The organism is Streptomyces tubercidicus (assembly GCF_027497495.1).
In the GTDB taxonomy this organism is placed as follows: domain Bacteria; phylum Actinomycetota; class Actinomycetes; order Streptomycetales; family Streptomycetaceae; genus Streptomyces; species Streptomyces tubercidicus.
This window is the reverse complement of sequence record NZ_CP114205.1, coordinates 5,784,106-5,807,151: the sequence shown is the minus strand read 5'-3', so window position 1 is coordinate 5,807,151 and position 23,046 is coordinate 5,784,106. Positions and strand designations below refer to the sequence as shown.

The following is a 23,046-nucleotide window of genomic DNA, read 5'->3' as shown; positions in this document are numbered from 1 at the left end:
GACCATGCTACCCGTAGGGGGCACCCGCCCCGGCCAGGCCCGTCCCGGCGGTACGTCCTTGACCTTGTCGCAGCGGCAACGTTTCTACTGAGCACATGAGAATCGGTGAGCTTGCAGGTCTGATCGGGATCAGCACCCGTGCCGTGCGCCACTACCACCATCTCGGGCTGCTGCCCGAGCCGGAGCGCCGTGCGAACGGCTACCGGGACTACGGGCTGCGGGACGCGGTCGCGCTCGCGCGGGTGCGCCGGCTGACGGAGCTGGGGCTCGGGCTGGACGAGGTGCGGGACGTTCTCGCCGACGACGCCGGGCGCGAGCTGCACGAGGTGCTGGACGAGCTGGACGCGGATCTGGCGCGTCAGGAGGAGGAGCTCCGGGCGCGGCGGGCCCGGCTGGCCGCGGTGCGGCGGCAGGCCGAGGAGCACGGCGGGCTGCCCGCCGAGGGCCCCGTGTCGGACGAACTGGCGGCGCTCTTCGCGGAGATGGCGCGTACCTCGGCCACCCGGCCGGGCCCGGAGCCCGCCGTGGCGTCGAAGGAGCGGGAGGTGCTGGCCCTGCTGGAGTCGATGGGGGGCGAGGAGGGGAACAAGCGGATGGTCGCGATGCTCGGCGAGATGGCTGCGGCACCGGGGGCGATGGAGCGGACGTACGAGGTATACGGGTTGCTCGATGCGCTGGTGGACGCCACGGCGGACGATCCGCGCGTGGAAGCGGCGGCGCGGGCGCTCGCCGACTGCATTCCGGACTCGGTGATCGGGCAGGTCGGCGGGGAGGACTGGGAGCGGGCGGCCGGTCCGGGTGCGGAGACGGACGGCGGCTTCCTGGCGGCGTACTACGCGCACTTCGCGCCCGCGCAGGCCGGTGCCGTGCGCCGGGCGATCCAGCTGGTCGCGGAGCGTGCGCGATGAGCCGGGCCGCGGCGGTGCGCCGGCTGGCCGCCCATGAGGGGCGGTGGCTGAGGAGTCTGGGCTGGTGGGTGGCGCGGCGGCGGATCGGGGTGGCGCCGGGTGAGCGGGCCCTGGGGTATGCGGGGGCGCAGGCGGCGCTCGTCTACGGGCTGGCGTTCGTGTGTGGGGTGGAGACGGTCGGGCTCGGCGTGCTGCTCGCCGGTAAGGCGGTGGTGCACGAGGTGATGCTGTTCATCGATGGGTACACCGTGCTGACGGTGCTGGGGCTGCAGGCGGCGGCGGTCACCCGGCCGCATGTGCTGGGGGCCGAGGTGCTGCGGCTGCGGGACGGCGCGCGCCGGGAGATTCGGATACCGCTGGAGCGGATCGCCTCGGTCCGCTACGACCTCCGGTTCGGCAAGGAGCAGCGGAAGGGCGGCGGCGAGGGCAGCGGCGACGGCAGCGGCGTGACCGAGCTGCCGGTCGCGGGGCAGACCTCGGTCACCGTCGAACTGTCCGAACCCGTGGTGGCCGTCCGGCTGTTGGGGCGGCGGGAGACGGTCCGTACGGTGCGGTTCCACTGCGATGAGGCGCGGGAAGCGGTGGCGGCCATACGGGCCGGGATGGCGGCGCGGGGCGGGGCGGCTGAGGCGGGCGGGGGTGCCGGGGACGAGCGGGACGCCGGAAGCGGCCACGCCCCCGGAAACGGCCGGACCCCCGGAAACGAGCACGGCACCGGAAGCAGCCGCGCCCCGAAAACAGCGAGTCTCCCGCTCAGGCAGGTGTGAAGCGGACCGCGTGATGGCCCGGTTCGGCCTCGGTGAGGCGGACGGGGATGCGGTGGCCGAGGGGGAGGGCGGGGCCTTCCGGGGTGGTTTCGACGGTGCCGATGACGGCCGGGTCGTAGAGGTGGACGGTGCCGTGGGTGGGGTCCTTCTCCTGGATCTCGACGACCAGGGCCTCGAAGATCTCGCCGACCCGGTCGCGCAGCAGCGCCGCCTCGACGAGGTCGACACAGGCCCGCTCCACCTGGTTGGCGCGCTGGGTGCCCAGCTCCATCTCACGGGGCAGCGCGGGCAGCGCCGTACGGACCCACTCGGGCGGTGCGGCACCGGCCGAGGCCGCCAGGCACAGCTCGGAGGAGTAGCGGTCGACCAGGCGGCGCAGCGGTGCGGTGGCATGCGTGTACGGGGCGGCGACGGCGGCGTGCAGGGCCTCGGAGGGGGCCGGTGGGGTGCCGTCGAAGGTGGTGTAGCCGGCGCCGCGCAGCAGGGCGGTGCACTCCTGGAGAAAGGCCGCGTGGGTGGCGCGGCGCGGGTCCAGGGTGCGGATCAGCGCCGCGTACGAGGTGTGGTGGGGCCAGTCGACGCCGAGCGCGCGGGCGGTCAGCCGGAGCCGGGCGACCGATCCGTCCGGGGCGGAGGGCAGCGTACGGAGGATGCCGGTGCCGGAGGCCAGCATCAGCTCGGCCGCGGCCATGCCGGTGAGCAGGGAGATCTGCGCGTTCCAGGCGTAGGCGGGGAGCGGGGCGCGGTATTCGAGGGTGTAGCGGCCGTTCTGCTCGACGATCTCCTGCTCGGGGACGTTCAGGGATATCGCGCCCCGGGCGACCTCCCGCTCCTCCCGCAGCCGGCCGATCTCGCGCAGCAGGGCGAGCGGTTCCTCGGCCGTCTCGTCGTCGAGAACCCGCTGGACGCCCGGGTAATCCAGCTTGGCCCGCGAGCGGACCAGGGCGCGGCGTACGGAGACGCCGGTCAGGGCGCCGTCCCCGTCCAGATCGAGCTGCCACAGGACGGCCGGGCGGTCCCGGTCGGGCAGCAGGCTGGCGGCGCCCTCGCTCAGCACGTACGGGTGCAGCGGGACCCGCTCGTCGGGGAAGTAGAGGGTGGTGACGCGTTGGTGCGCCTCGGCGTCCAGGGCGCCGCCCGGGGTCACGAAGGAGGCGGCGTCGGCGATGGCGTAGTGGACGCGGTAGCCGCCGCGGGCCTTCGACCCGCGCGGTGCCGGGCGGCGGGAGAGGAACATCGCCTGGTCCAGGTCGAGCGAGCCGGGCGGGTCGAGCGTGAAGAGGGGGAGGTCGGTGGCGTCCTCCAGGGTGTGTTCGGTCGCCACGGCGCCGTTTGCGGCCGGGATCCGCGGGGCGCGGGCCGCGCTCTCCGCCTCGGCCTGTGCCGTGGGCGGGAAGTGGTCCGGGATCTCCAGCTTGCCGCGCAGCTCATGCAGCGCGACACGCAGCGGGGCCTCGGCTGCGTCGGTCACATGCATATGGAGACGGGGCATGACACCGAGCGTATGGCGGGCGGCCGCTCCCGGCGCGCCGTGCGGTGGCGCCGCCGCGGGCCCCGGGCGCCGCGCGCGGTCTTCGCCCGGCCGCGGCAGGCCATACGCTTTCCCGGGGCCGCATCCCCGCCCGTATCGCCGTGAAGGAGAAACACTGTGCTCGTGCTGTTGCCGCCGTCCGAAGGGAAGGCCACCGCGGAGGCCGGGGCGCCGCTGGACACCGGTGCGCTGTCACTGCCGGGGCTGACCGCGGCGCGGGAGACGGTGCTGGCGGAGCTGGTCGAGCTGTGCGCGGCGGATGAGACCAAGGCCCAGGAGGTGCTCGGGCTCAGCGACGGCCTCAGGGGCGAGATCGCCAAGAACGCGGGGCTGCGGACGGCGGGGACCCGCCCGGCCGGGGAGATCTACACCGGGGTGCTCTACGACGCGCTCGGCCTGGCGTCGCTGGACGCGGCGGCGCGGCGGCGGGCCGAGCGGTCGCTGCTGGTGTTCTCGGGGCTGTGGGGCGCGGTGCGGATCGGCGACCGGATTCCGTCGTACCGCTGCTCGATGGGGGTGAAGCTGCCGGGGCTCGGCGCGCTGGGCGCGTACTGGCGGGCGCCGATGGCCGAGGTGCTGCCGGAGGCCGCCGGGGACGGGCTGGTGCTCGATCTGCGCTCGGCGGCGTATGCGACGGCGTGGAAGCCCAAGGGCGAGGTGGCCGGGCGGACCGCGACGGTGCGGGTGCTGCAATCGAAGATCGTGGCCGGTGTGGAGAAGCGGACGGTGGTCAGCCACTTCAACAAGGCGACGAAGGGGCGGCTGGTGCGGGATCTGCTGTCGGCGGGGCTCGATCCGGCGGGTCCGGAGGAGCTGGTGGCGGCGCTGCGGGAGCTGGGGTACGCGGTGGAGGCCGAGGCGCCCGCGAAGGGCGGCAAGGCGTGGGCGGTGGATGTGATTGTCACGGAGCTGTAGCGGGGCACCCCCCTGTTGCGGCATGTGCAACGCCCGTTGCGGAGCGTGGGCGCCTGGGCGCACCATGGGCGGCGTGACGCGCGCCGCCTCCTCCCCCGGGGCCCCTTCCGTCCTCGGGCTCGTCCCCGTCATCCCGGTCGTCGTGCTGCACGACGCCGATGACGCCGTACCGCTCGCCCGTGCGCTCGTCGCCGGCGGGCTGCCCGCGATGGAGGTGACCCTGCGGACGCCCGCGGCGCTCGACGCGATCCGGGCCGTCGCCGAGGAGGTCCCCGAAGCGGTGGTCGGCGCGGGCACCCTGCTCAGCCCCGAGCAGGTGGAGGACGCCCTCGTGGCCGGCGCCCGCTTCCTGGTGAGTCCCGGCTGGTCGCCGCGGCTGCTGGGCGCGATGAAGGACTCCGGGGTGCCGTTTCTGCCGGGGGTCTCGACGGCCTCGGAGGTGGTGACCCTGCTGGAGGAGGGCGTCACCGAGATGAAGTTCTTCCCGGCGGAGGCGGCGGGCGGCACGCCGTATCTGCACTCGCTGGCCTCGCCCCTCCCCCAGGCCCGTTTCTGCCCGACCGGCGGGATCGGCCTGGAGTCGGCGCCGTCCTATCTGGCGCTGCCCAATGTCGGGTGCGTCGGCGGCACCTGGATGCTGCCGGCCGACGCGCTGGCCGCGAAGGACTGGGGGCGGGTGCGCCAACTCGCCCAGGGGGCGGCGGCGTTGGCGGCCTGACGGCGGTACGTACGGGGACGGGCCCGGTGCCTCGGTCGTCCGAGGTGCCGGGCCCGTGTGCGTACGGCGGTCATCCGGCGGCGGACGGGGGCGCCGCCCCTGCCGCCGGTATCGGGGACGCCCCGCTACCGCAGATGCGACGTGTCGTTCAACAACCGCACCGACGCATTGCCGTCCGAGAAGTACGCGACCGCCGAGAGCGAGGCCGCGGACAGCTCCATCCGGAACAGCGACTCCGGCGGGGCGCCCAGCGCCAGCCGGACCAGCGTCTTGACCGGGGTCACATGCGTGACCAGCAGCACCGTCTTGCCCGCGTACCGCGCCAGCAGCTTGTCGCGGGCGACGGCGACCCGGCGGGCGACCGCCGCGAAGGACTCACCGCCTCCGGTGGGCGCCACCCGGGCGGAGCCGAGCCAGGCGTCGAGGTCCTCGGGGAAGCGCTCGCGCACCTCGGCGAAGGTCAGCCCCTCCCATGCCCCGAAGTCGGTCTCGCGCAGCCCCTCCTCGATCCGGACTTCCAGACCGAGCCGGGCCGCGACCGCCTCGGCGGTCTCCCGGCAGCGCCGCAGCGGTGAGCTGACGACGGCCTGGATCGTGCCCCGGGCGGCGAGCGCGGTGGCGGCCGCCTCGGCCTGCCGGCGTCCGGCGGCGGACAGCTCGGGGTCGGTGCCGCCGCTGCCGGAGAACCGCTTCTCGGGCGTCAGCGCGGTCTCGCCGTGCCGCAGCAGGACGAGGGTCGCGGGCGGGCCGAGGTCGGGGGCGCCCCAGCCGGCCGCCGGGGCACCGGGGGCCGCGTCCGCCGCCTCCGCCGTCTCGGCGGCGTCGTCGGCGGCACGGGCGGCGGCGCTGCGGGCGGGGGTGGCGGTGGTCGCGAGCGCCGCTCTGGAGTCGCGCGGCTCCCACTGCTTGCCTGTCTTGCCCGCGTCCATCGCCTCGTTGGCGAGCCGGTCGGCGTGCTTGTTCTGCGCGCGGGGGATCCACTCGTACGTCACCCGGCCGGCCGGGAAGACCGATCTGGCCTCGGCGGCCAGCGGTTTCATGTCCGGGTGCTTGATCTGCCAGCGCCCGGACATCTGCTCGACGACCAGTTTGGAGTCCATCCGCACCCGCACGCTCGCCTCCGGATCCAGGGCGTGCGCCGCCCGCAGACCGGCCACCAGCCCCTTGTACTCGGCGACGTTGTTGGTCGCGGTGCCGATGAACTCGGCGGCCTCGGCGAGCGCCTCGCCGGACTCCGGGTCGAGGACGACCGCACCGTAACCGGCCGGCCCCGGATTGCCCCGGGAGCCGCCGTCCGCCTCGACGATCAGCGTGCGGGCCACGGCGGCCTACAGACCCGAGTCGGGGGTGCGGACCAGGATGCGGGTGCAGTTCTCGCAGCGCAGGACGGCGTCGGCGGCGGCCGCGCGCACGTCGTTGACCTCGGTGATGTTCAGCTCCAGACGGCAGCCCTCGCAGCGGCGCTGGTAGAGGCGGGCCGCGCCGACGCCGCCCTCCTTGGCGCGGATCTTGTCGTAGAGCTTGAGCAGATCGGCCGGGATGTCGGCGACGGTCAGCTCACGCTCCTTGGCGACCGTCGCCCGCTCGGCGTCGATCTCGGAGTGGGCGGCGTCCCGGCGCGTGGTGGCGTCGTCGACCTTGGCCTGGATGGCCTCGACCCGGGCGGTGAGCTCGGTGACCCGCTCCTGGGCGGCCTCCCGGCGCTCCATGACCTCCAGGACGACGTCCTCCAGGTCGCCCTGGCGCTTGGCCAGGGAGGCCAGTTCGCGCTGGAGGCTCTCCAGGTCCTTGGGGGAGGTGACGGCACCGGAGTCCAGGCGCTTCTGGTCGCGGGCGGCGCGCTGGCGCACCTGGTCCACGTCCTGCTCGGCCTTGGTCTGCTCGCGGCTGGTGTCGCTCTCCTCGGTCTGCGCGGCGACGAGCAGGTCGCGCTGCTGGATGAGGTCGGCCTCCAGGGTCTGCAGCTCGGCCAGCTCGGGGAGGTTGTTGCGCCGGTGGGCGAGCTGGGTGAGCCTCACGTCCAGGGACTGGACGTCGAGGAGGCGGATCTGGTCGGCGGGCGCGGCGTTCAGCGTGGGGCTCCTGTGGTGTGCGTCGGGGTGACGGGTGGGGTGGACGCCGCGTGGGCGGTCCAGGGATCGGTGACCGTACGGGAGACATGCGTGCGCAGGCCCCAGTCGTGCCGCTCGGAGACCGCGTCGAGCTGGGCTGCGGCCTGCTCGCACCACGGCCATTCGGTGGCCCAGTGGGCGGCGTCGAGCAGCGCCAGCGGGCTCTTCTGGGTGGCCTCGGAGGCCGGGTGGTGACGCAGATCGGCAGTGAGGAACGCATCCACACCGGCCGCCCGTACGTCATCGAAGAGGCTGTCGCCGGAGCCGCCGGAGACGGCGAGGGTCCGGATCTCACGGTCCGGGTCACCGGCCGCCCGGATGCCCTGCGCGGTGGCGGGCAGCCGCTCGGCGGCGTGGGCGGCGAGCTCGGCCAGCGTCATCGGATGCGCCAGCTCACAGATCCGGCCCAGGCCGCGGCGGCCCGCCGGATCGCTCGGGTCCGGGACCAGCGGGCCGGTGATGCGCAGGTCCAGGGCGCCGGCCAGGGCGTCGGAGACACCGGGGTCGGCGGTGTCGGCGTTGGTGTGCGCGACATGCAGGGCGATGTCGTGCTTGATGAGGGTGTGCACCACCTTGCCCTTGAAGGTGGCGGCCGCGACCGTCGTCGTACCGCGCAGATAGAGCGGATGGTGGGTGACGAGCAGGTCGGCGCCGAGCGTCACCGCCTCGTCGACGATCTCCTGGACCGGGTCGACGGCGAACAGCACACGGCGGACCTCAGCATCGGGGTCTCCGCAGACCGTGCCGACGGCGTCCCACCCTTCGGCCCGCTCGGGGGGCCAGAGGGCGTCGAGCGCGGTGAGGACTTCAGACAGTACGGGCACGGAGGGAAGGTTACCTCCCGGCTGTGACATGGCGTCGGGTCCTCCACCCCTCTCCCTCTGCCGCCTCCCCCTCACGCTCCCCCTTAGGCGAGCGCGGGAACGGACGGCCCGGTGCCGCTCCTGTCGGACGCACCGGCCCGGGGCGGCCGGGGCCCTGGAACTCCGGAGCACAATCGCGCCACCCGGCACCGGCGAACCGGACAACTGCCACCCTTATACGTGAAGTGCCACAACTTTCAGCGTTCGGCCGGAAGTACGAAAACTACCTTCGGTTGCCGACTGGAGGTGACCACTCGATGACGATCTGTGCCACTGAGGACACCATGGCGCCGGCCGGCCCGTATGGCGGGCGCCTGACGATCGCCGCCGACGGCTCGTACGCCGCCCGGCTCGCCCGGCACGACGACGCCGCCGGAAGCTGGTTTCCGGAGCGCTGGACACTGAGCGGCCCCGAGCCGTACGCCGTGCCGCTGCCGGGCACCCAGCCCGAGGAGCCGGACAGCTCGGTGCTGCCGCTCACGGACGGACGGGTGCTGATCCTGCGCCGGGTCGCCGACCGTTTCGCCGTCTCCCTGCTCTACCCGGCGGGCCCCGGAACGAGCCACCTCATGGTGGGCACCGTGGCGGCCCCCCGGCTGATCCTGCTGCCGCCCGCCCCGGGCGGGACCCTCGCGTACGCGCTCGCGCCCGGGGCGGACCACACCACGCTGTGGCTGGTGCACGGCGGGACCGGCGGACCCGAGCGGGTCACCCGGATCCCGGGGCGCTGCACGGGCGGCGTGTGGCTGGACCGCGTCGGCCGACTGCTGGCGCTGGACCGGGAGTTGGACGGCCGGACCAAGACCGTGGTGGTCGACCTGGAACGGGGCGGCGAAACCGGTCCGCTGCTGCAGATCACCGAGGAGAGCAACGACCGGCTGCTACTGGCCGATCCGGACAGCGGGCTGCTGCTCGTGCACTCGGACGCCCCGGGGCACGGCCGGCTGGGCTGGGACGTACTGGGCAGCAGCCTCCCGGTGCGCTTCCCGGAGTGCCTGCGGCCCACCGAAGGGACGATCACGCCGTTCGCGGTGCAACCAGGGCAGATGCTGGCGCCGGAGAGCTGTGCGGTGGCGTTCCGGATGGCCTCGGCACGCGGCACCTGGCTGGGCGTCTGGCGGCCCTCCGGGCGGCAGTTGCGGCAGTACCCGGCTCCGGAGGGCTGGCTGACGGGGACCGGCCTGTGGACGGCGGGCGGCGAACTGCTGCTGCCGTACGCGACGGAGGCGGCGCCGTGCGGGGTGGCGCGGATGGCGGTGGCGGGGGAGCCGGTGGGGCGGGTGGGGTCGCCACGGCCGGTGGAGCCGGTGCGACTGCCGGGGCCAGTGGAGCCCGCGGAACCGGTGGGGTCCGTGACGCCCGTGGAGGCCGTGGAGCCCGTGAGTCCCCCGGAGACCTCGCCCCCCAGGGGCGCTACCGAGAAGGGCGCGGAAATTGTCCAGGATGCAGTGGATTCCGACAACCGCTCCACAGCATCTGCACAACCTCAGGCCATGGACGCGGAACCGCCGTGTATCCCCGGACATCCCCAAACGTGCAGGCCAGTTCCCTTGCAAGAGGCACCTCTGGCGGCCCGGCAGACCCGGTGGAGCGTGATTTCCGGCCCCGTTAGAATTTCGGGCGGGGGCTGCGCAGCCGGTTGACCGGCCACCGGCAGTGCCGCTCGGGAGCAGCCGTGGCGGTCGTCGGGCGAGGTCCCGACGCGTACAGCTGTAAGCGAACTGACGGAGTGACTCTCTTCATGTCCGAAGCCCGAACCGACACGACCCAGGCGCGCCCGCAGGAGGCATCCGCCCAGGCCGCCGAGGCCGCAAGCTCCGGCAGGCACCGTGGCCCCGCCGCCGCGGAGGAGTCCGGCTCCACCCCTCATGGCCGGCACCGCCGGGACAAGCAGACGCAGGACGCGTAGCACCGGTCCGGGGCGCCCGGACCGCCGGACGGCATCACGGCCGTGACCACCGCACCGCTGGACGGCGGGCGGAGGTCACGGCCGTTGTGCTGGCCACGACTGTGGTGCGTGGCCAGTGGTGCGTGCTGACGGCCGTGGTGCGTGGTCCGCCCCGTCAGTCGTGCTTGAGGCCCAGCACCTCGGGCGCCGCGAAGGTCTCCTCCGGCGGACGCTGTGCGTAATACGGCGTCAGCAGATCATCGAGTTCCTGGAAGCTGAAGACATCCTTCGCGGTGTCGAACTTGGCGGCGATCCGCGGGCGTTCGGCGATGGCGACCATGCCGCCGTGGACGACCAGCAGCTGGCCGTTGACCCGGGCCGCGGCCGGTGAGGCGAGATAGCCGACGAGCGGTGCGACGTGCTCGGGCGCGAGGGCGTCGAGCCGGCCGTCCGCGGCGTCCTGGCCCCCCTGCTGCGCAGGGATGGACGCGAAGACGTCCTCGGTCATACGGGTGCGGGCGCGGGGGCAGATCGCATTGGCGGTCACCCCGTATTTGCCGAGCGCCAGCGCCGTGGAGGTCGTCAGGCCGACGATGCCGCCCTTGGCCGCCGCGTAATTGGGCTGGCCCGCCGAGCCCGCGAGGAACGATTCGGAGGAGGTGTTGACGATCCGTCCGTGGACCGGGCCGCCGGCCGCCTTGGAGCGCTCGCGCCAGTGGGCCGCGGCGAAGCGGGTGGTGTTGAAGTGGCCTTTGAGGTGCACGCGGATGACCGAGTCCCACTCGTCCTCGGTCATCGAGAACACCATCCGGTCGCGGAGAATGCCCGCGTTGTTGACCAGGATGTCGAGCTGCCCGTAGGTCTCGACCGCCAGCCGCACCAGCGCACGGGCCTGCGCGTGGTCGGCGACATCACCGACGTGGGAGACGGCGCTGCCGCCCGCCGCACGGATCTCGGCGACGACGTCCTCGGCGGGCGCCGCGGAGGCCGAGCCCGAACCGTCGCGGCCCGGCTGCCCGTAGTCGTTGACGATGATCTGTGCGCCGAGACGGGCGAGTTCGAGGGCCTCGGCGCGGCCCAGACCGCGCCCGGCGCCGGTGACGATCGCGGTCAGGCCCTCCAGTGGCTGTGCCATTCCTGTCCTCTCCAGTGGTCGCGGCACGCGGTGCGGTGCGGTGCGCTGCGAGGGATGAACGGTGGGGTCAGATCTCTATGCAGGTGCGCAGCGCGGTGCCGGAGCGCATCTGGTCGAGCGCGTCATTGATCTCGGCCAGCTGGACGCGATGGGTGATCAGACCTTCGAGGTCGATCCGGCCCGCCCGCCACAGGGCGATGGCCCGCTCGTAGGAGCGCAGCACATCCGCGCCGCCGTACAGGGACGGCAGGATCCGCTTCTCGTCAAAGAAGAGCTCGAACATATTGACCTGGAACGTGTCGTCCATGGCCCCCGCGCCGACCACACACAGGGTGCCGCCGCGCCGGGTCATCTCGTAGGCGGTGCGGGCGGTGGCGGACTTGCCGACCACCTCGAAGACATAGTCGAAGCCCTCCCCCGCGGTGATCCGCGCCTTGGCGTCGGCGAACTCCTCCGGCGCTACGGCCTCGGTCGCGCCGAAGCGCAGCGCGGCCTCCCGGCGGGCGGGCACCGGGTCGACGGCGACGATCTGGGCGGCACCGCACGCCTTCGCGCCCTGGATGACGGAGATGCCGACACCGCCGCATCCGATGACCGCCACCGAGGAAGCGGCCTCCACCCGGGCGGTGTTGAGGGCGGCGCCCAGTCCTGTGGTGACACCGCAGCCGATCAGCGCGGCGATCTCGTACGGGACGTCATCCGGGATCGGGACCGCGCAGTTGGCGGCGACCACGACCTCCTCGGCAAAGGTGCCGGTACCGGCGAAGCCGAAGACATCCCCGCCGGAGCGCCGGAAGTTGGGCGTCCCGGCGTTCATGAATCCGGCCAGGCAGAGATGGGTCTGGCCGCGCCGGCACGACGGACAGCTGCCGCAGGCGGGCAGCCAGCACATCAGGACGCGGTCCCCCTGGGCGAGTCCGGTGACGCCGTCGCCCACGTCGAGGATCTCACCGGCACCCTCGTGACCTGGAACGAACGGCGCGGGCTGCGGCAGTACCCCGTTCATCGCCGAGAGGTCGGAGTGGCACAGCCCGGTCGCCCGGATGCGGATTCTGACCTTGCCGGGGCCAAAGCCCACCGTCTCGATGTCGTCGAGGACTTCGAGCTTGTCCTGCCCTGTCTCGTGCTGTACGGCTGCGCGCATGTCACGGCTCCTCTCGTACGGGCGGGGGTCCGGGCCCGGTCCGGACCGGCTGGGCGTGCCTTACGGGGCATTCGGCCGGGGCCGGCCGGGGCGTGCGATAGGGATCAGCGGATCAGCTGTGCTCCACCACGGTGTCCGCCAGCACCGGCGCCTCGTCCCGGTCGGCCGCGGTGACCGATACCAGGACCCGGCCGGGCTCCCGCCACAGGCGGATCCGCAGCGTCTCCCCTGGGAAGACCACACCGGCGAAGCGGGTCGTGTAGGACCGCACCCGTGCGACATCCCCGCCGAGCACCGTGTCGACGACGGCCTTGAGCGTGACCCCGTACGTGCACAGCCCGTGCAGGATCGGCCGGTCGAACCCGGCGAGCTTGGCGAACCCGGGGTCGGCATGCAGCGGATTCCAGTCGCCGGAGAGGCGGTAGAGCAGCGCCTGGTCCGGGCGGAGGGGGCGTTCGGTGCTCAGATCGGGGGCGCGGTCGGGCAGTTCGAGGCGGGCGGAGGGGCCGCGCTCGCCGCCGAAGCCGCCCTCCCCGCGGACGAAGATCTGGGTGTCGCAGGTCCACAGGGGCCCGTCGTCGTCGGCTACTTCGGAGCGCAGCACGATGACCGCGGCCTTGCCCTTGTCGTAAACGGCGGGCACGGAGGAGGTCTGGGTGGCACGGCCGCGTACCGGGAGGGCGCGGTGCACGGTGACGGTCTGGCCGCCGTGCAGGACCGCGGCGAGGTCGACATCGATGCCGGGTGCGGAGAGCCCGCCGGCGAGCGCCATGCCCCCGCCCGCCACGGTGGCGAAGCTGGGCAGCACGTGCAGTGCGCTCTCCAGGGTGTAGCGCAGTTCGTCCGGGTCGGTAACGGGGTGGGGCTTCTCCGGGGTGGCCGCACCGGCGCCGATGCCGAGGTGGTAGAGCTGGACGTCCTTGTGGTCCCAGGCGAGTTCGGTGGTCCGCGGCTCGGCGGAGGTGGCCTTGGCGGCGTCGATGGGCATGGGGCTGCTTGCTCCTTCACCACGAGGGGAAGACCCCGGCCCGGCCGTCCGCACCGTCGCCCGAGCCGGGGTCGTATCTGGTCGGCGCGGCCGCGCTCCGACAGCGCACAGGGCACACTTCTAGAACGCGTTCTAGCCGATGGCTCTCATGTATAGCCGATCCGTCCGGCACCCGGAAGCCCTCTGACGGATTGTCAGAAATGGTCCCGCGAACGGCGGAGAACCTCCCGGGGGCGGGCCGCCTGCGCCCTGCGCGGCGCGCACCGCTCCCGCGTCGCCCACCCCCCCCTTCGCGCGAACCGTGACATTTGTCAGAAGGGATCATCAACATTCGCCTCTACCGCGGCTCGGTCACGCTCCGTAACGTCGAAGACCAGCAGACGAAAGGCGGGGTGAGCATGGCAGGGACGACAAGGCCCGGCGTCACGGCGGAAAGGGCGAGCGGTGCCGCGGCGGTGGGGTTCTCCGGGGTGACACGGAGTTATGGCGCGGTGCGGGCCGTGGACGGACTGGATCTGGAACTCGCGACGGGCGGGACGGTGGCACTGCTCGGGCGGAACGGCGCGGGGAAATCCACCACCCTCAACATGCTGCTGGGGCTGCTCCAGCCCAGCTCGGGGACGGTCCGGCTGTTCGGCGACACCCCGGAGTCCGCGGTGCGCGCGGGCCGGGTGGGCGCCATGCTGCAGGACGGCAAGGCCATCCCGCGGGTCACCGTCCGCGAACTGATCACCTTCGTCGCCGCGACCTACCCGCGCCCCATGGACGTCACCGAGGCCCTGGAACTGGCGGGCCTCGACGGGTTCGGCGGGCGGCGGGTGGACCGGCTCTCCGGCGGGCAGGCCCAGCGGGTCCGCTTCGCGGTGGCGCTGGCCGGCAACCCCGAGCTGCTGGTGCTCGACGAGCCGACCGCGGCGCTGGACGTCGAGGCGCGCCGCGCCTTCTGGCGCTCGATGCGGGCCTACGCCCGCCGTGGCCACACCATCCTGTTCTCCACCCACTACCTGGAGGAGGCGGACGAGCACGCCGACCGGATCGTCGTGATCGACCGCGGCCGGGTGGTCGCCGACGGGAGCGGCGAGGAGATCAAGCGACGGACCGGCGGCTCACGGGTCTCCTTCGACCTCGCGGGCGCACCCACCGGGCCGCTGTCCGGGCTGCCCGGCGTGCGCACCGTGGAGGTGCGCGGCGACCGCGCACTGCTGCGGACGACGGACTCCGATGCGACGGTCCTGGCCCTGGCCGACCTCGGCCACGTCCGCGGACTGCAGGTCACCCCCACCAGCCTGGAGGACGCGTTCCTCGCGCTCACCTCCACCGAAGCCACCCCCGTTGCCCCGGCACCCACGGCGGGCGCCCGGTCCGCGAAGGAGACCGTGTGATGCTCGACTACCTCCGTCTCGAAGTCCGCCGCACCCTCCGCGACCGGGGCTTTGTCATCTTCGGTATCGGGATGCCGGTGCTGATGTATCTCCTGATGACCAACATCGGCGCGGGGCCGGGCGGCGCCGACCCGGAGTGGAAGATCACGTCGATGGTCGGCATGGCCGCGTACGGCGCGCTGGGCGCGGCGATCGGCACCGGCACCGGCGTCGCCGAGGACAAGCAGCTGGGCTGGCTGCGCCAGCTGCGCATCACCCCGCTGAGCCCGCTGCGGGTGGTGGTGGGCCGCGGGCTGACCGGCTCGGTGACGGTGCTGCCGGCCCTCGTCGCCGTACTCCTGGTGGGCGCGCTGGTGAACGGCGTCCGGCTGCCGGCCTGGCAGTGGGCCGCGCTGGTCGGGCTGCTGTGGATAGGCACCGCGCCCTTCACCCTGCTCGGCCTGGGCAACGGGTACCGCCTGTCCGCGCAGTCCACCGGCGTGGTCAATACGGGCTGCATGCTGCTGCTGTCGATCATCGGCGGTCTGTGGTTCCCGGCCGAGCTGTTCCCCGGCTGGCTGCGCTCACTGTCCCTGTGGACGCCCGGCAACCGCTTCGCCGAGCTGGGCCGGAGCGTCACCCACGACAGCGCACCGGGCCTGGGATCGGTAGCGGTGCTGGCCCTCTGGCTGGCACTCTTCGGCGGATACGCGGTGTACGCGTACCGTCGGGCGGCACGCACGGTGTGACCGACGATGGCGCAAGCCTGGAAAGCGACAGTGCAGCACATGGAACAACGGACCGTGAGCGAGAAAAACCCCGGCGGCACGGACGGCGCCGAGGGCTCCTGTCGGCGCGAGCGGCGGGGCGGGAAGCGGGACAGCGCGCCGGGCAAGTACGCCTTCCTGCCCTGGCTGCTGATGGGCCTGGGCGCCTTCTCCAACATCATCCAGGGCAAGACGGGCCATCCCTGGCTGGCCGGTCTCGGGCTGCTCGTCTTCAACTCCCTCTACATCAGCGTCGTCTGGACCTCCTTCAACCCGCGGCTGCGTGACTCCCGCCGCCCCCTGTACGCCCTGGGCGTCCTGACCGTCGTCACCTTCGCCATCGCGATCGGGTTCGGCGACAACTGGTTCCTGTTCTTCCCGCTGCTGTCGCTGGCCTCCGGCACGGTCCGCGCGCTGCGCGGCAAGAAGCTCGCCCTCTGGCTGATCTCGCTCAGCGGCGCGGCCGGATATCTGACCGGCCTGCACGACAGCGACCCCCGGGGCGCATTCGGCATCGGATACGGCACCTTCCTGTCCGGCATGGTGACCGCCACGGTCCTGAGCCTGTTCGACACCATCCAGGAGCTGAACACCACCCGCCAGGAACTGGCCCGCAGCGCCGTCGAGAAGGAACGGCTGCGCTTCTCCCGCGATCTGCACGACCTGCTGGGGCACACCCTGTCCGTGGTGGTCGTCAAGGCCGAGGCGATCCGCCGGCTCACACCCCGCAATCCGGACGCGGCACTCGCCCAGGCAGCCGATATAGAAGCGGTCGGCCGACAGGCGCTGACCGAGATCCGCGAGGCGGTCACCGGCTACCGCGAGGGCAGTCTGACCACCGAACTGGACCGGGCCCGCTCCGTCCTGGAGGCGGCCGGCATCGAGCCCGTCGTACGACAGGCCGGGCCGCCGCTCCCCCCACAGGCCGGCGCACTGCTGGGCTGGGTGGTCCGCGAGGGCGTCACCAACACCATCCGCCACAGCCGCGCCACCCGTTGCGAGATCTCCGTACACGCCGACGAGGAACAGGTACGGCTGACCATCACCGACGACGGCCGCGGCCCGACGAGCCCCGGCACCACCGCGTCCCCCGGCCTGTCGTGGCTCCGGGAACGGGTGCCCGGCCTCGGCGGGGACGGGGGCGCGGGGCGGGAGACGGGTGGCGGGTACAAGGCGGACGGCGTGCCCGGTAGGGACGGCAGCCCGGAGACGGGCAGCGGCCCCCATACCGACAGCGCCCCGGGAACGTACGGCATACCCGGTACGGACGATGACACCAGCGGCCCGGCTCCCACGGACGGTACCGGCGACGCGGGCGGCCCGGCGCTGCCCGGCGGCACGGGGCCGGTGGGTGACACGGGGCCGGTGGGCGGCTCATGGCCGGTGGGTGGCACCGGGTTGAAGGGGCTGGCCGAGCGGCTGGCTGCGGCAGGCGGGACACTGCACAGTGGCGCGGACGGTCGGCGCGGCTTCCGGGTGTCGGCCGTGCTTCCGGTCGGCACGGGCGATATGGCGGATGCGGAGGAGTGGACCAGGTGATCAAGGTCCTGCTGGCGGAGGACCAGGGAATGATGCGGGGCGCGCTGGCGCTGCTGCTCGACCTGGAAGCGGACATGGAGGTCGTGGCACAGGTCGCGGCGGGCGACCGGATCGTCGCCGCGGCCCTCGACGCCCGCCCCGATATCGCCCTCCTGGACATCGAACTCCCCGGCCGCAGCGGGCTGGACGCCGCCGCCGATCTGCGCGCACAACTCCCGGCCTGCAAGGTGCTGATCCTGACGACCTTCGGCCGCCCCGGCTATCTGCGCCGCGCCATGGAGGCCGGAGCGTCCGGTTTCCTGGTGAAGGACGGCCCGGTGGAGGAGTTGGCGGCGACGATCCGCCGGGTGCTGGCCGGCGAGCGGGTCATAGACCCCGGCCTCGCCGCCGCGGCACTGAGCGCCGGCCCCAACCCGCTGACCCAGCGGGAGCGCGATGTCCTCACCGCCGCCGTGGACGGCGCCACCGTCGCCGATATCGCCCACCGTCTCCACCTCTCCCAGGCCACCGTCCGCAACTACCTCTCCGCGGCCATCGGCAAAACCGGCACCCGTAACCGCATGGAGGCGGTGCGGGCAGCGCGGCAGAACGGCTGGCTGTAGCGGGAGAGCGGCGGGCCGGGCCAAGGGCTGGGCGAGCCGGGACCAGGCGGAGCCGGCGCCGGGCGAGCCGGGGCGCGCACCGGGCCCCGCCCGGCCGCCCGGGTGTCAGCCGCGGGCGGAGGCCACCCGCCGACGGACGTCACCCCTGGGCCGCGTCCGCCCGTCGCTGTGGCAGCGCGACGATCATCAGCAGAATGCTGGCGAGCAGGACCGCCGAGCCGACCTGGAAGGCCAGCCCGTAGCCGTCCGCCAGGGCCTGGCGGCCGTCGCCCGCCTCGATCCGGGCCGCGGCAACGGTCGACAGGACCGACAGGCCCAGCGCGCCGCCCATTTGACGGGAGGTGTTCATCAGGCCGGAGACCAGGCCCTGGTCGGCAGGGTCGGCCCCGGAGGTCGCGATGGAGGCGATCGGCGTCGCGGTCAGGCCCGCGCCCAGCGCCATCAGGATGCCGGGGCCGAGGATCGTGCCGAGGTAGCTGCCGTCGACGTCCATCGCCCCCTGCCAGACCATGCCGCACGCCGAGATCACCGCACCGGTGATGGCCAGCGGCTTGGCGCCCAGACGGTTCATCAGCCGTGGCGCGATCTTGGAGCCCAGGACGATGGACAGCGAGTGCGGGATGAAGGAGAGCCCGGCTTCGAGCGGCCGGTAGCCCAGCACGTTCTGCACATAGAGGGACAGGAAGTACCACATGGAGAACATCGCGGCGCCGGCCAGGACCATCGCCCCGTTCGCCGAGGAGACCGAGCGCAGCCGGAAGAGCCCCAGCGGCATCAGCGGGGCCTTGGCGCGCGCCTCGACGACGAGGAACACCGCGATCACGACCAGCCCGGCGACCAGCGGCAACAGCGCGGACAGCGACGCCCAGCCGTCCGTCTCGGTCTGCACGATCCCGTAGGCCACCAGCCCGAGCCCGGCCGTCACCAGCAGCGCACCGGGCACATCGAGCCGCCGTACGGCACCCTGCCGGCTCTCGGTGAGCCACAGCACCGCACCGCCCAGCACCAGCGCCCCGATCGGCACATTTATCAGCAACACCCAGCGCCACGACAGGAATTCGGTGAGCGTCCCGCCCACCAGGCCGCCCGCCGCGCCACCGCCGGCGCCGACCGCTGTCCAGGTGGCGATGGCGCGGGTACGGGCCGGACCGGCCGGGAACGACGTGGTCAGGATGGTGAGGGTGGCGGGCGCGAGCACGGCCGCGCCGATGCCCTGGACAGTACGGGCCGCGATCAGCTGCCAGGGCTGCTGCGCCAGCCCGCCCCCCAGACTCGCGACCGTGAACAGCGCCAGCCCCAGGACGAAGATCCGCTTACGGCCGAAGATGTCGGCGGCCCGGCCACCGAGCAGCATGAAGCCCGCGAAGGTGATGACGTACGCGTTGACGATCCACTGCAGGCCCAGCTCGCTCAGCCCCAGACCGTTGCGCATGGCGGGCAGCGCCACATTCACCACGGAGACGTCCAGGACGACCAGGAACTGCCCGGAACAGACCAGCAGCATCACCAGCCAGGCCGGCGGGGCCGACCTCCGGCGCGCGGCTTTGGACAGGGTGGCGGGGGTGGCTATCGGGGGCATGCCGACCATGCTTGCATTCGTCGCTTGCGTCCCGCATCGGTATATCGCTGCATGAGCCACCTGACAGGAGACCTAGGCCGGAAGTCGCAGGGGGGGCCGGGGCGGAGGGTGGGGGCCTTACGGGGTGGGGGTGGCGGTCCCCTAGGGGTCGCCAGGGCCCCCACTGGGCCAACTACCCACTGGCGAGGGCAAGTTAACACAAGAAGCCGACTCGTCGAACGCACCGAGCCGACGCACCGAACAGGCTCGCCGAAACGCACTGAGCGGGCTCTCCGCACGCAGCCACCAGGCTCGCCGGCAGAGAACCGGTCACCGCACCGAACGGGCCCACGACCGGGAACCGACCACCGCAACCACCAGCCCCGCCACCCGGGCCCCGCCACCCGGGCCCCTCGCCGCGCCCGCCCCCGGCTCACCTCCGCAGCAACGTCACCACCGCCGCCCCGCCCAGGCCGATGTTGTGAGCCAGGCCCACCCTGGCGTCGGGAACCTGCCGCTCGCCCGCCGTGCCGCGTAGCTGCCAGACCAGCTCGGCCGCCTGGGCCAGGCCCGTCGCGCCCAGCGGGTGCCCCTTGGAGATCAGGCCGCCGGACGGGTTGACCACCCAGCGGCCGCCGTAGGTCGTGGCGCCGTCGGCGACCAGCTTCCCCGACTCCCCGTCCGCGCACATGCCCAGCGCCTCGTACGTCAGCAGCTCATTGACCGAGAAGCAGTCGTGCAGCTCGATGACGTCCACGTCCTCGATGCCGAGGCCGCCGGCCGCGTAGACCTGCCGGGCCGCCGCCCGGGACATCGGTTTGCCGACGACATCGATGCAGGAGCCGGACGCGAAGCTCTCCTCGGTGTCCGTCGTCATGGCCTGCGCGAGGATCTCCACCGCCCGGTCGGCCAGGCCGTGTTCCCGTACGAACCGCTCGGAGGCGATCACCGCAGCGGCCGCGCCGTCCGAGGTCGGCGAGCACTGCAACTTGGTCAGCGGCCGGTGGATGGTCTTGGCGGCGAGGATCTCGTCGACCGTGTAGACGTCCTGGAACTGGGCGTTCGGGTTGTGGGCGGAGTGCCGGTGGTTCTTGGCGCCGACGGCGGCGAGCTGTTCGGCGGTGGTGCCGTAGCGCTCCATGTGCTCACGGGCGGCGTTGCCGAAGATCTGGGCGGTGGGCGGGGTCATCTCGAAGCCGTGGGCGGCGGCCATCACTCCGTAGTGGCGGGCTACCGGCGAGGTGCTGAAGTCGCCGCCGTCCGCGCCACCGCCCAGCGCACCCCGCTTCATCTTTTCGAAGCCCAGTGCCAGCACACAGTCGTTGAGGCCGGACTGGACGAACTGGCGGGCCATCATCAGCGCGGTCGAGCCGGTCGCACAGTTGTTGTTGACGTTGTAGACGGGGATGCCGGTCAGGCCCAGTTCGTAGGCGGCGCGCTGGCCGGCCGTCGAGGTCTGGTAGCAGTAGCCCACCGGCAGCTGCTCGACCGCCTCGTAGCCGATCCCGGCGTCCGCGAGCGCCGCGCCGCCCGCCTCCTTCGCCATGTCCCAGTACTGCCACTCGCGGGTCTCGGGCTTCTCGAAGCGGGTCATCCCGACGCCGACGATGTACGCCTTGCCAGCCATACGTGTCCTCCTGGAGGTGGCCGAGTCCGGGGAGTCAGATGCGGGAAGTCAGATCTGGGGAGCCAGATCCGGGGAGTCAGATCCGGTACGTCAGTTCCGGGGAGTCAGATCAGGGGGCGGGGCTCCGGGTCGCGGGGCAGGCCGAGCAGCCGCTCCGCGACGACATTGAGCTGCACCTGGGTGGTGCCGCCGGCGATGGTCAGACAGCGCGACATCAGGAAGCCGTGCAGCGCCCGTTCGCCGGCCCCTTCGCGCACCGCACCGGACGGGCCGAGCAGTTCCAGCGCCAGCTCGGCGACCTTCTGCTGATGCGGGGTCTGCACCAGCTTGCGGATGCTGGCACCGGCGCCCGGCTCCAGCCCCGACACCTGCTGGAGCGTGGTGCGCAGCCCGATGCAGCCCAGCGCGTGCGCCTCGGCGGCCAGCGCGCCCACCCGCGCCCGCACCGATCCGTCCAGTACGGCGGCGCGGTCCAGCAGCGCCGCCAGTCCGGTGTCGAAGGTCAACTGGTCGGCCATGTGGACGCGTTCGTTGTCCAGGGTGGTGCGTGCCACCTTCCAGCCGTTGTCGACCTCACCGACCACCGCATCGGCCGGCAGCAGCACCTCATCGAAGTAGACCTCGTTGAAGAGCGACTCGCCGGTGATCTCCTTCAGCGGGCGGATGTCGATGCCCGGGGACTTCATGTCGACGAGGAAGAAGGTCAGCCCCTTGTGCTTGGGCGCGTCCGGGTCGGTGCGGGCCAGCAGGATGCCGTGGCTCGCCCCCTGCGCGGCCGAGGTCCACACCTTCTGGCCGTTGATCCGCCAGCCGCCGTCCGCCGTCCGCTCGGCGCGGGTGCGCAGGGCGGCCAGGTCCGAACCCGCCTCGGGCTCGGAAAACAGCTGGCACCACAGCAGATCGCCGCGCAGCGACGGCAGCAGATAGCGCTCCTGCTGCTCCGGGGTCCCATGGGCGATCAGCGAGGGGACGACCCAGGTGGCGATGCCCAGATCGCTGATCCGGACGTCGGCGGCCGCCAGCTCCTGCTGGATCGCGAGCTGTTGTACGGGGCCCGCGCCCAGCCCGTAGGGCGCGGGGAGGTGCGGTGCGGCATAGCCGGTGGGGGCCAGTGCGCGGCGTACGGCCGCGGGGTCGAGACCGCGGACGCCGTCGATGACCGTCCGGGCCCCGGCCCGGAATTCCGCGGCCTCGGCGGGGAGTTCGAGGTGCAATGCGCGCCGGGCGCCGTCGGCGGCGAGGCGGGCGGCCCGCAGCCGGTGGGTGTCGCCGCTGCCGAGCAGCTGGCGGGCGACGGTCGCCCGCCGCAGATGGAGATGGGCGTCGTGTTCCCAGGTGAAGCCGATGCCGCCGAGGATCTGGATGCAGTCCTTGGCGCAGCTGACGGCGGCGTCCAGGGCGGTCGCGGTGGCCAGCGCGGCGACCAGTCCGCGGACCGCGGGCGGTTCGTGCAGTGCGCGGGCCGCGTCCCAGACCAGGGCGGCGGCCTGCTCGCAGCGTATGAGCATGTCGGCGCAGAGGTGTTTGACCGCCTGGAACTGACCTATGGGGCGGCCGAACTGCTCGCGGACGGCGGCGTATTCGGTGGCGGTGCGCAGCGCCCAGGCGGCCGTGCCACAGCTCTCGGCGCCCCACAGCACCCCGGCCAGATCGCGGACCAGGTCACTGTCGACGGTGAGCCGCCGCTCGGCGGGCACCGCCACTCCGCGCGCGCTCACCTCGGCGGTCGGCCGGGTCGGATCGCCGCTCTCCTGCACGCGCACGCCCAGCGCCCCGGCGTCGACCGCGAGCCAGACTGTCTCCCCCGCCGGCCGCCCGCCGCCCGGCTCCGCCCCGTAGGGGCCGTCCGCTGCCTCCGCGGTTCCTTCCGCCTCCGAGGCGACCTCCGCGGCCAGCACGATCAGGTCCGCGTCGGCGCCGGCCAGGACCGGGGGCGCGGTGCCGTCCAGCACATATCCGCCGGGGCTCTCGACGGCGGTGAGCGAGCCGGTGCCGAGCGCCACGGCGCCGATGCGTGCGCCGGTGGCGAGGGCGCGTACGAGGTCGGGGGCGCCGCCGCGGTCCAGGAGGGCGGCGGCGAGGGTGGTGGGCAGATAGGGGCCGGGAAACGCGGCGCGGCCCAGCTCCTCCAGCACGACGGCGAGATCGAGCAGATCACCGCCGCCTCCGCCATCGGCCTCGGGCAGATGAAGCCCTAACAGGCCCTGAGCGGCGAGCTGGTCCCAGTACGCGGGCCGCCCGCCGCGCGCAGGCGCCGTATCGAGCAACTTCCGCACCGCTTCGGCCGGCATGACCCTCCCGACCCAGCCGCCCGCCGCCTCGGCCACGTCACGGTGCTCTGGTGTGATTCCGATGCCCATGCCGGGCAGATTAGAACACGTTTCATTGTGACGGAAGGTCAGTTGGGGGTCACTTCGCTTCGGACGCCGATGGCCCGCAGCCACGTCCAGCCCCGCCGTGCGACGCCCCCCGGCCCGGTGCGCGGCAGGAACGTCCGGTTCCCGCCAAGAACCACCGGGAACCAGCAGAAACCAGCGGGATTCCTTAGGGAACGGTTGAGCTGCGAACCGGAAACGGTCCGATGAATTCCGTCGCGGGAAGGAAATTCCCTCCCTCCTCCCTCA

General features: G+C 73.1%; 20 protein-coding genes. 10 read left to right on the top strand and 10 right to left on the bottom strand.

The window, feature by feature from the left end; genetic code table 11:
- The first annotated feature begins 95 nt into the window (after positions 1-95).
- A complete protein-coding gene (locus STRTU_RS25275) occupies positions 96-908 on the top strand; it encodes a MerR family transcriptional regulator (protein WP_159746327.1) in 813 nt (270 codons plus the stop codon).
- On the top strand, positions 905-1,675 hold the full coding sequence (locus tag STRTU_RS25270) for a hypothetical protein (protein ID WP_246241191.1): 771 nt from the start codon (positions 905-907) through the stop codon (positions 1,673-1,675). Before STRTU_RS25275 ends, STRTU_RS25270 begins: the two co-directional genes overlap by 4 nt.
- On the opposite strand, the gene STRTU_RS25265 is transcribed toward STRTU_RS25270, so the two are convergent.
- Positions 1,662-3,167 carry an RNB domain-containing ribonuclease gene (locus STRTU_RS25265; protein ID WP_159746326.1) on the bottom strand — a complete coding sequence of 502 codons (1,506 nt, stop codon included), beginning with the start codon at positions 3,165-3,167 and terminating at the stop codon, positions 1,662-1,664. The two genes, STRTU_RS25270 and STRTU_RS25265, sit on opposite strands and share 14 nt — an antisense overlap.
- A gap of 156 nt (positions 3,168-3,323) precedes the next feature.
- On the opposite strand from STRTU_RS25265, the gene yaaA reads away from it, so the two are divergent.
- Both yaaA and eda read left to right on the top strand, forming a co-directional pair.
- Positions 3,324-4,121, top strand: a complete 798-nt coding sequence (yaaA, locus tag STRTU_RS25260) for a peroxide stress protein YaaA (RefSeq protein ID WP_159746325.1) — start codon at positions 3,324-3,326, stop codon at positions 4,119-4,121.
- 64 nt (positions 4,122-4,185) lie between these two features.
- Positions 4,186-4,839: a bifunctional 4-hydroxy-2-oxoglutarate aldolase/2-dehydro-3-deoxy-phosphogluconate aldolase gene (gene eda, locus STRTU_RS25255; RefSeq protein WP_159746324.1), complete on the top strand. Its 654-nt coding sequence runs from the start codon at positions 4,186-4,188 to the stop codon at positions 4,837-4,839.
- A gap of 125 nt (positions 4,840-4,964) precedes the next feature.
- On the opposite strand, the gene STRTU_RS25250 is transcribed toward eda, so the two are convergent.
- Genes STRTU_RS25250 through STRTU_RS25240 form a run of 3 tightly spaced genes read right to left on the bottom strand, consistent with a single transcriptional unit; the run spans position 4,965 to position 7,774 of the window.
- A complete protein-coding gene (locus STRTU_RS25250) occupies positions 4,965-6,161 on the bottom strand; it encodes a bifunctional RNase H/acid phosphatase (RefSeq protein WP_159746323.1) in 1,197 nt (398 codons plus the stop codon).
- 6 nt (positions 6,162-6,167) lie between these two features.
- On the bottom strand, positions 6,168-6,911 hold the full coding sequence (locus STRTU_RS25245; RefSeq protein ID WP_218039336.1) for a zinc ribbon domain-containing protein: 744 nt from the start codon (positions 6,909-6,911) through the stop codon (positions 6,168-6,170).
- The gene (locus STRTU_RS25240) at positions 6,908-7,774 is read right to left on the bottom strand and encodes a Nif3-like dinuclear metal center hexameric protein (protein WP_159746322.1); all 867 of its coding nucleotides are present in this window, start codon (positions 7,772-7,774) and stop codon (positions 6,908-6,910) included. The genes STRTU_RS25245 and STRTU_RS25240 overlap by 4 nt, the downstream gene beginning before the upstream one ends.
- A gap of 296 nt (positions 7,775-8,070) precedes the next feature.
- Between STRTU_RS25240 and STRTU_RS25235 the strand changes: the two genes are divergently transcribed.
- Both STRTU_RS25235 and STRTU_RS25230 read left to right on the top strand, forming a co-directional pair.
- Positions 8,071-9,456 carry a hypothetical protein gene (locus tag STRTU_RS25235; protein ID WP_159746321.1) on the top strand — a complete coding sequence of 462 codons (1,386 nt, stop codon included), beginning with the start codon at positions 8,071-8,073 and terminating at the stop codon, positions 9,454-9,456.
- 98 nt (positions 9,457-9,554) lie between these two features.
- Positions 9,555-9,722 (top strand): hypothetical protein, encoded by a 168-nt coding sequence (locus STRTU_RS25230; RefSeq protein WP_167539201.1) that lies wholly within the window; start codon positions 9,555-9,557, stop codon positions 9,720-9,722.
- Between the two features lie 154 nt (positions 9,723-9,876).
- Here STRTU_RS25230 and STRTU_RS25225 read toward each other — a convergent pair whose 3' ends face one another.
- The 3 genes from STRTU_RS25225 to STRTU_RS25215 all read right to left on the bottom strand — a co-directional run bounded on the left by STRTU_RS25225 (position 9,877) and on the right by STRTU_RS25215 (position 12,968).
- The gene (locus tag STRTU_RS25225; protein ID WP_159746320.1) at positions 9,877-10,836 is read right to left on the bottom strand and encodes a 3-oxoacyl-ACP reductase; all 960 of its coding nucleotides are present in this window, start codon (positions 10,834-10,836) and stop codon (positions 9,877-9,879) included.
- 67 nt (positions 10,837-10,903) lie between these two features.
- Positions 10,904-11,980: a Zn-dependent alcohol dehydrogenase gene (locus STRTU_RS25220; RefSeq protein ID WP_159746319.1), complete on the bottom strand. Its 1,077-nt coding sequence runs from the start codon at positions 11,978-11,980 to the stop codon at positions 10,904-10,906.
- 112 nt (positions 11,981-12,092) lie between these two features.
- On the bottom strand, positions 12,093-12,968 hold the full coding sequence (locus STRTU_RS25215; RefSeq protein ID WP_159746318.1) for a MaoC/PaaZ C-terminal domain-containing protein: 876 nt from the start codon (positions 12,966-12,968) through the stop codon (positions 12,093-12,095).
- A 398-nt stretch (positions 12,969-13,366) separates the two neighbouring features.
- On the opposite strand from STRTU_RS25215, the gene STRTU_RS25210 reads away from it, so the two are divergent.
- Genes STRTU_RS25210 through STRTU_RS25195 form a run of 4 tightly spaced genes read left to right on the top strand, consistent with a single transcriptional unit; the run spans position 13,367 to position 17,237 of the window.
- A complete protein-coding gene (locus STRTU_RS25210) occupies positions 13,367-14,350 on the top strand; it encodes an ABC transporter ATP-binding protein (protein ID WP_246241188.1) in 984 nt (327 codons plus the stop codon).
- Entirely contained in the window at positions 14,350-15,078 is a 729-nt protein-coding gene (locus STRTU_RS25205; RefSeq protein WP_159746317.1) for an ABC transporter permease, read from the top strand. The genes STRTU_RS25210 and STRTU_RS25205 overlap by 1 nt, the downstream gene beginning before the upstream one ends.
- 39 nt (positions 15,079-15,117) lie before the next feature.
- Positions 15,118-16,635, top strand: a complete 1,518-nt coding sequence (locus tag STRTU_RS25200; RefSeq protein WP_246241185.1) for a sensor histidine kinase — start codon at positions 15,118-15,120, stop codon at positions 16,633-16,635.
- Positions 16,632-17,237, top strand: a complete 606-nt coding sequence (locus tag STRTU_RS25195; RefSeq protein WP_159746315.1) for a response regulator transcription factor — start codon at positions 16,632-16,634, stop codon at positions 17,235-17,237. Before STRTU_RS25200 ends, STRTU_RS25195 begins: the two co-directional genes overlap by 4 nt.
- A 139-nt stretch (positions 17,238-17,376) precedes the next feature.
- On the opposite strand, the gene STRTU_RS25190 is transcribed toward STRTU_RS25195, so the two are convergent.
- The 3 genes from STRTU_RS25190 to STRTU_RS25180 all read right to left on the bottom strand — a co-directional run bounded on the left by STRTU_RS25190 (position 17,377) and on the right by STRTU_RS25180 (position 22,782).
- Positions 17,377-18,825, bottom strand: coding sequence for an MFS transporter (locus tag STRTU_RS25190; RefSeq protein WP_159746314.1), 1,449 nt, complete (start codon positions 18,823-18,825; stop codon positions 17,377-17,379).
- 403 nt (positions 18,826-19,228) lie between these two features.
- Positions 19,229-20,422 carry a lipid-transfer protein gene (locus tag STRTU_RS25185; protein ID WP_159746313.1) on the bottom strand — a complete coding sequence of 398 codons (1,194 nt, stop codon included), beginning with the start codon at positions 20,420-20,422 and terminating at the stop codon, positions 19,229-19,231.
- A 104-nt stretch (positions 20,423-20,526) separates the two neighbouring features.
- Positions 20,527-22,782, bottom strand: coding sequence for an acyl-CoA dehydrogenase family protein (locus STRTU_RS25180; RefSeq protein ID WP_159746312.1), 2,256 nt, complete (start codon positions 22,780-22,782; stop codon positions 20,527-20,529).
- Positions 22,783-23,046 lie beyond the last annotated feature (264 nt).

Excerpts from the sequence above, each read along its gene's own strand:
- STRTU_RS25275 (WP_159746327.1), top strand. The coding sequence starts at position 96 with ATGAGAATCGGTGAGCTTGCAGGTCTGATCGGGATCAGCACCCGTGCC.
- STRTU_RS25270 (WP_246241191.1), top strand. The coding sequence starts at position 905 with ATGAGCCGGGCCGCGGCGGTGCGCCGGCTGGCCGCCCATGAGGGGCGG.
- STRTU_RS25265 (WP_159746326.1), bottom strand. The coding sequence starts at position 3,167 with ATGCCCCGTCTCCATATGCATGTGACCGACGCAGCCGAGGCCCCGCTG.
- eda (WP_159746324.1), top strand. The coding sequence starts at position 4,186 with ATGGGCGGCGTGACGCGCGCCGCCTCCTCCCCCGGGGCCCCTTCCGTC.
- STRTU_RS25235 (WP_159746321.1), top strand. The coding sequence starts at position 8,071 with ATGACGATCTGTGCCACTGAGGACACCATGGCGCCGGCCGGCCCGTAT.
- STRTU_RS25230 (WP_167539201.1), top strand. The coding sequence starts at position 9,555 with ATGTCCGAAGCCCGAACCGACACGACCCAGGCGCGCCCGCAGGAGGCA.
- STRTU_RS25225 (WP_159746320.1), bottom strand. The coding sequence starts at position 10,836 with ATGGCACAGCCACTGGAGGGCCTGACCGCGATCGTCACCGGCGCCGGG.
- STRTU_RS25220 (WP_159746319.1), bottom strand. The coding sequence starts at position 11,980 with ATGCGCGCAGCCGTACAGCACGAGACAGGGCAGGACAAGCTCGAAGTC.
- STRTU_RS25215 (WP_159746318.1), bottom strand. The coding sequence starts at position 12,968 with ATGCCCATCGACGCCGCCAAGGCCACCTCCGCCGAGCCGCGGACCACC.
- STRTU_RS25210 (WP_246241188.1), top strand. The coding sequence starts at position 13,367 with ATGGCAGGGACGACAAGGCCCGGCGTCACGGCGGAAAGGGCGAGCGGT.
- STRTU_RS25205 (WP_159746317.1), top strand. The coding sequence starts at position 14,350 with ATGCTCGACTACCTCCGTCTCGAAGTCCGCCGCACCCTCCGCGACCGG.
- STRTU_RS25200 (WP_246241185.1), top strand. The coding sequence starts at position 15,118 with ATGGAACAACGGACCGTGAGCGAGAAAAACCCCGGCGGCACGGACGGC.
- STRTU_RS25190 (WP_159746314.1), bottom strand. The coding sequence starts at position 18,825 with ATGGTCGGCATGCCCCCGATAGCCACCCCCGCCACCCTGTCCAAAGCC.
- STRTU_RS25185 (WP_159746313.1), bottom strand. The coding sequence starts at position 20,422 with ATGGCTGGCAAGGCGTACATCGTCGGCGTCGGGATGACCCGCTTCGAG.
- STRTU_RS25180 (WP_159746312.1), bottom strand. The coding sequence starts at position 22,782 with ATGGGCATCGGAATCACACCAGAGCACCGTGACGTGGCCGAGGCGGCG.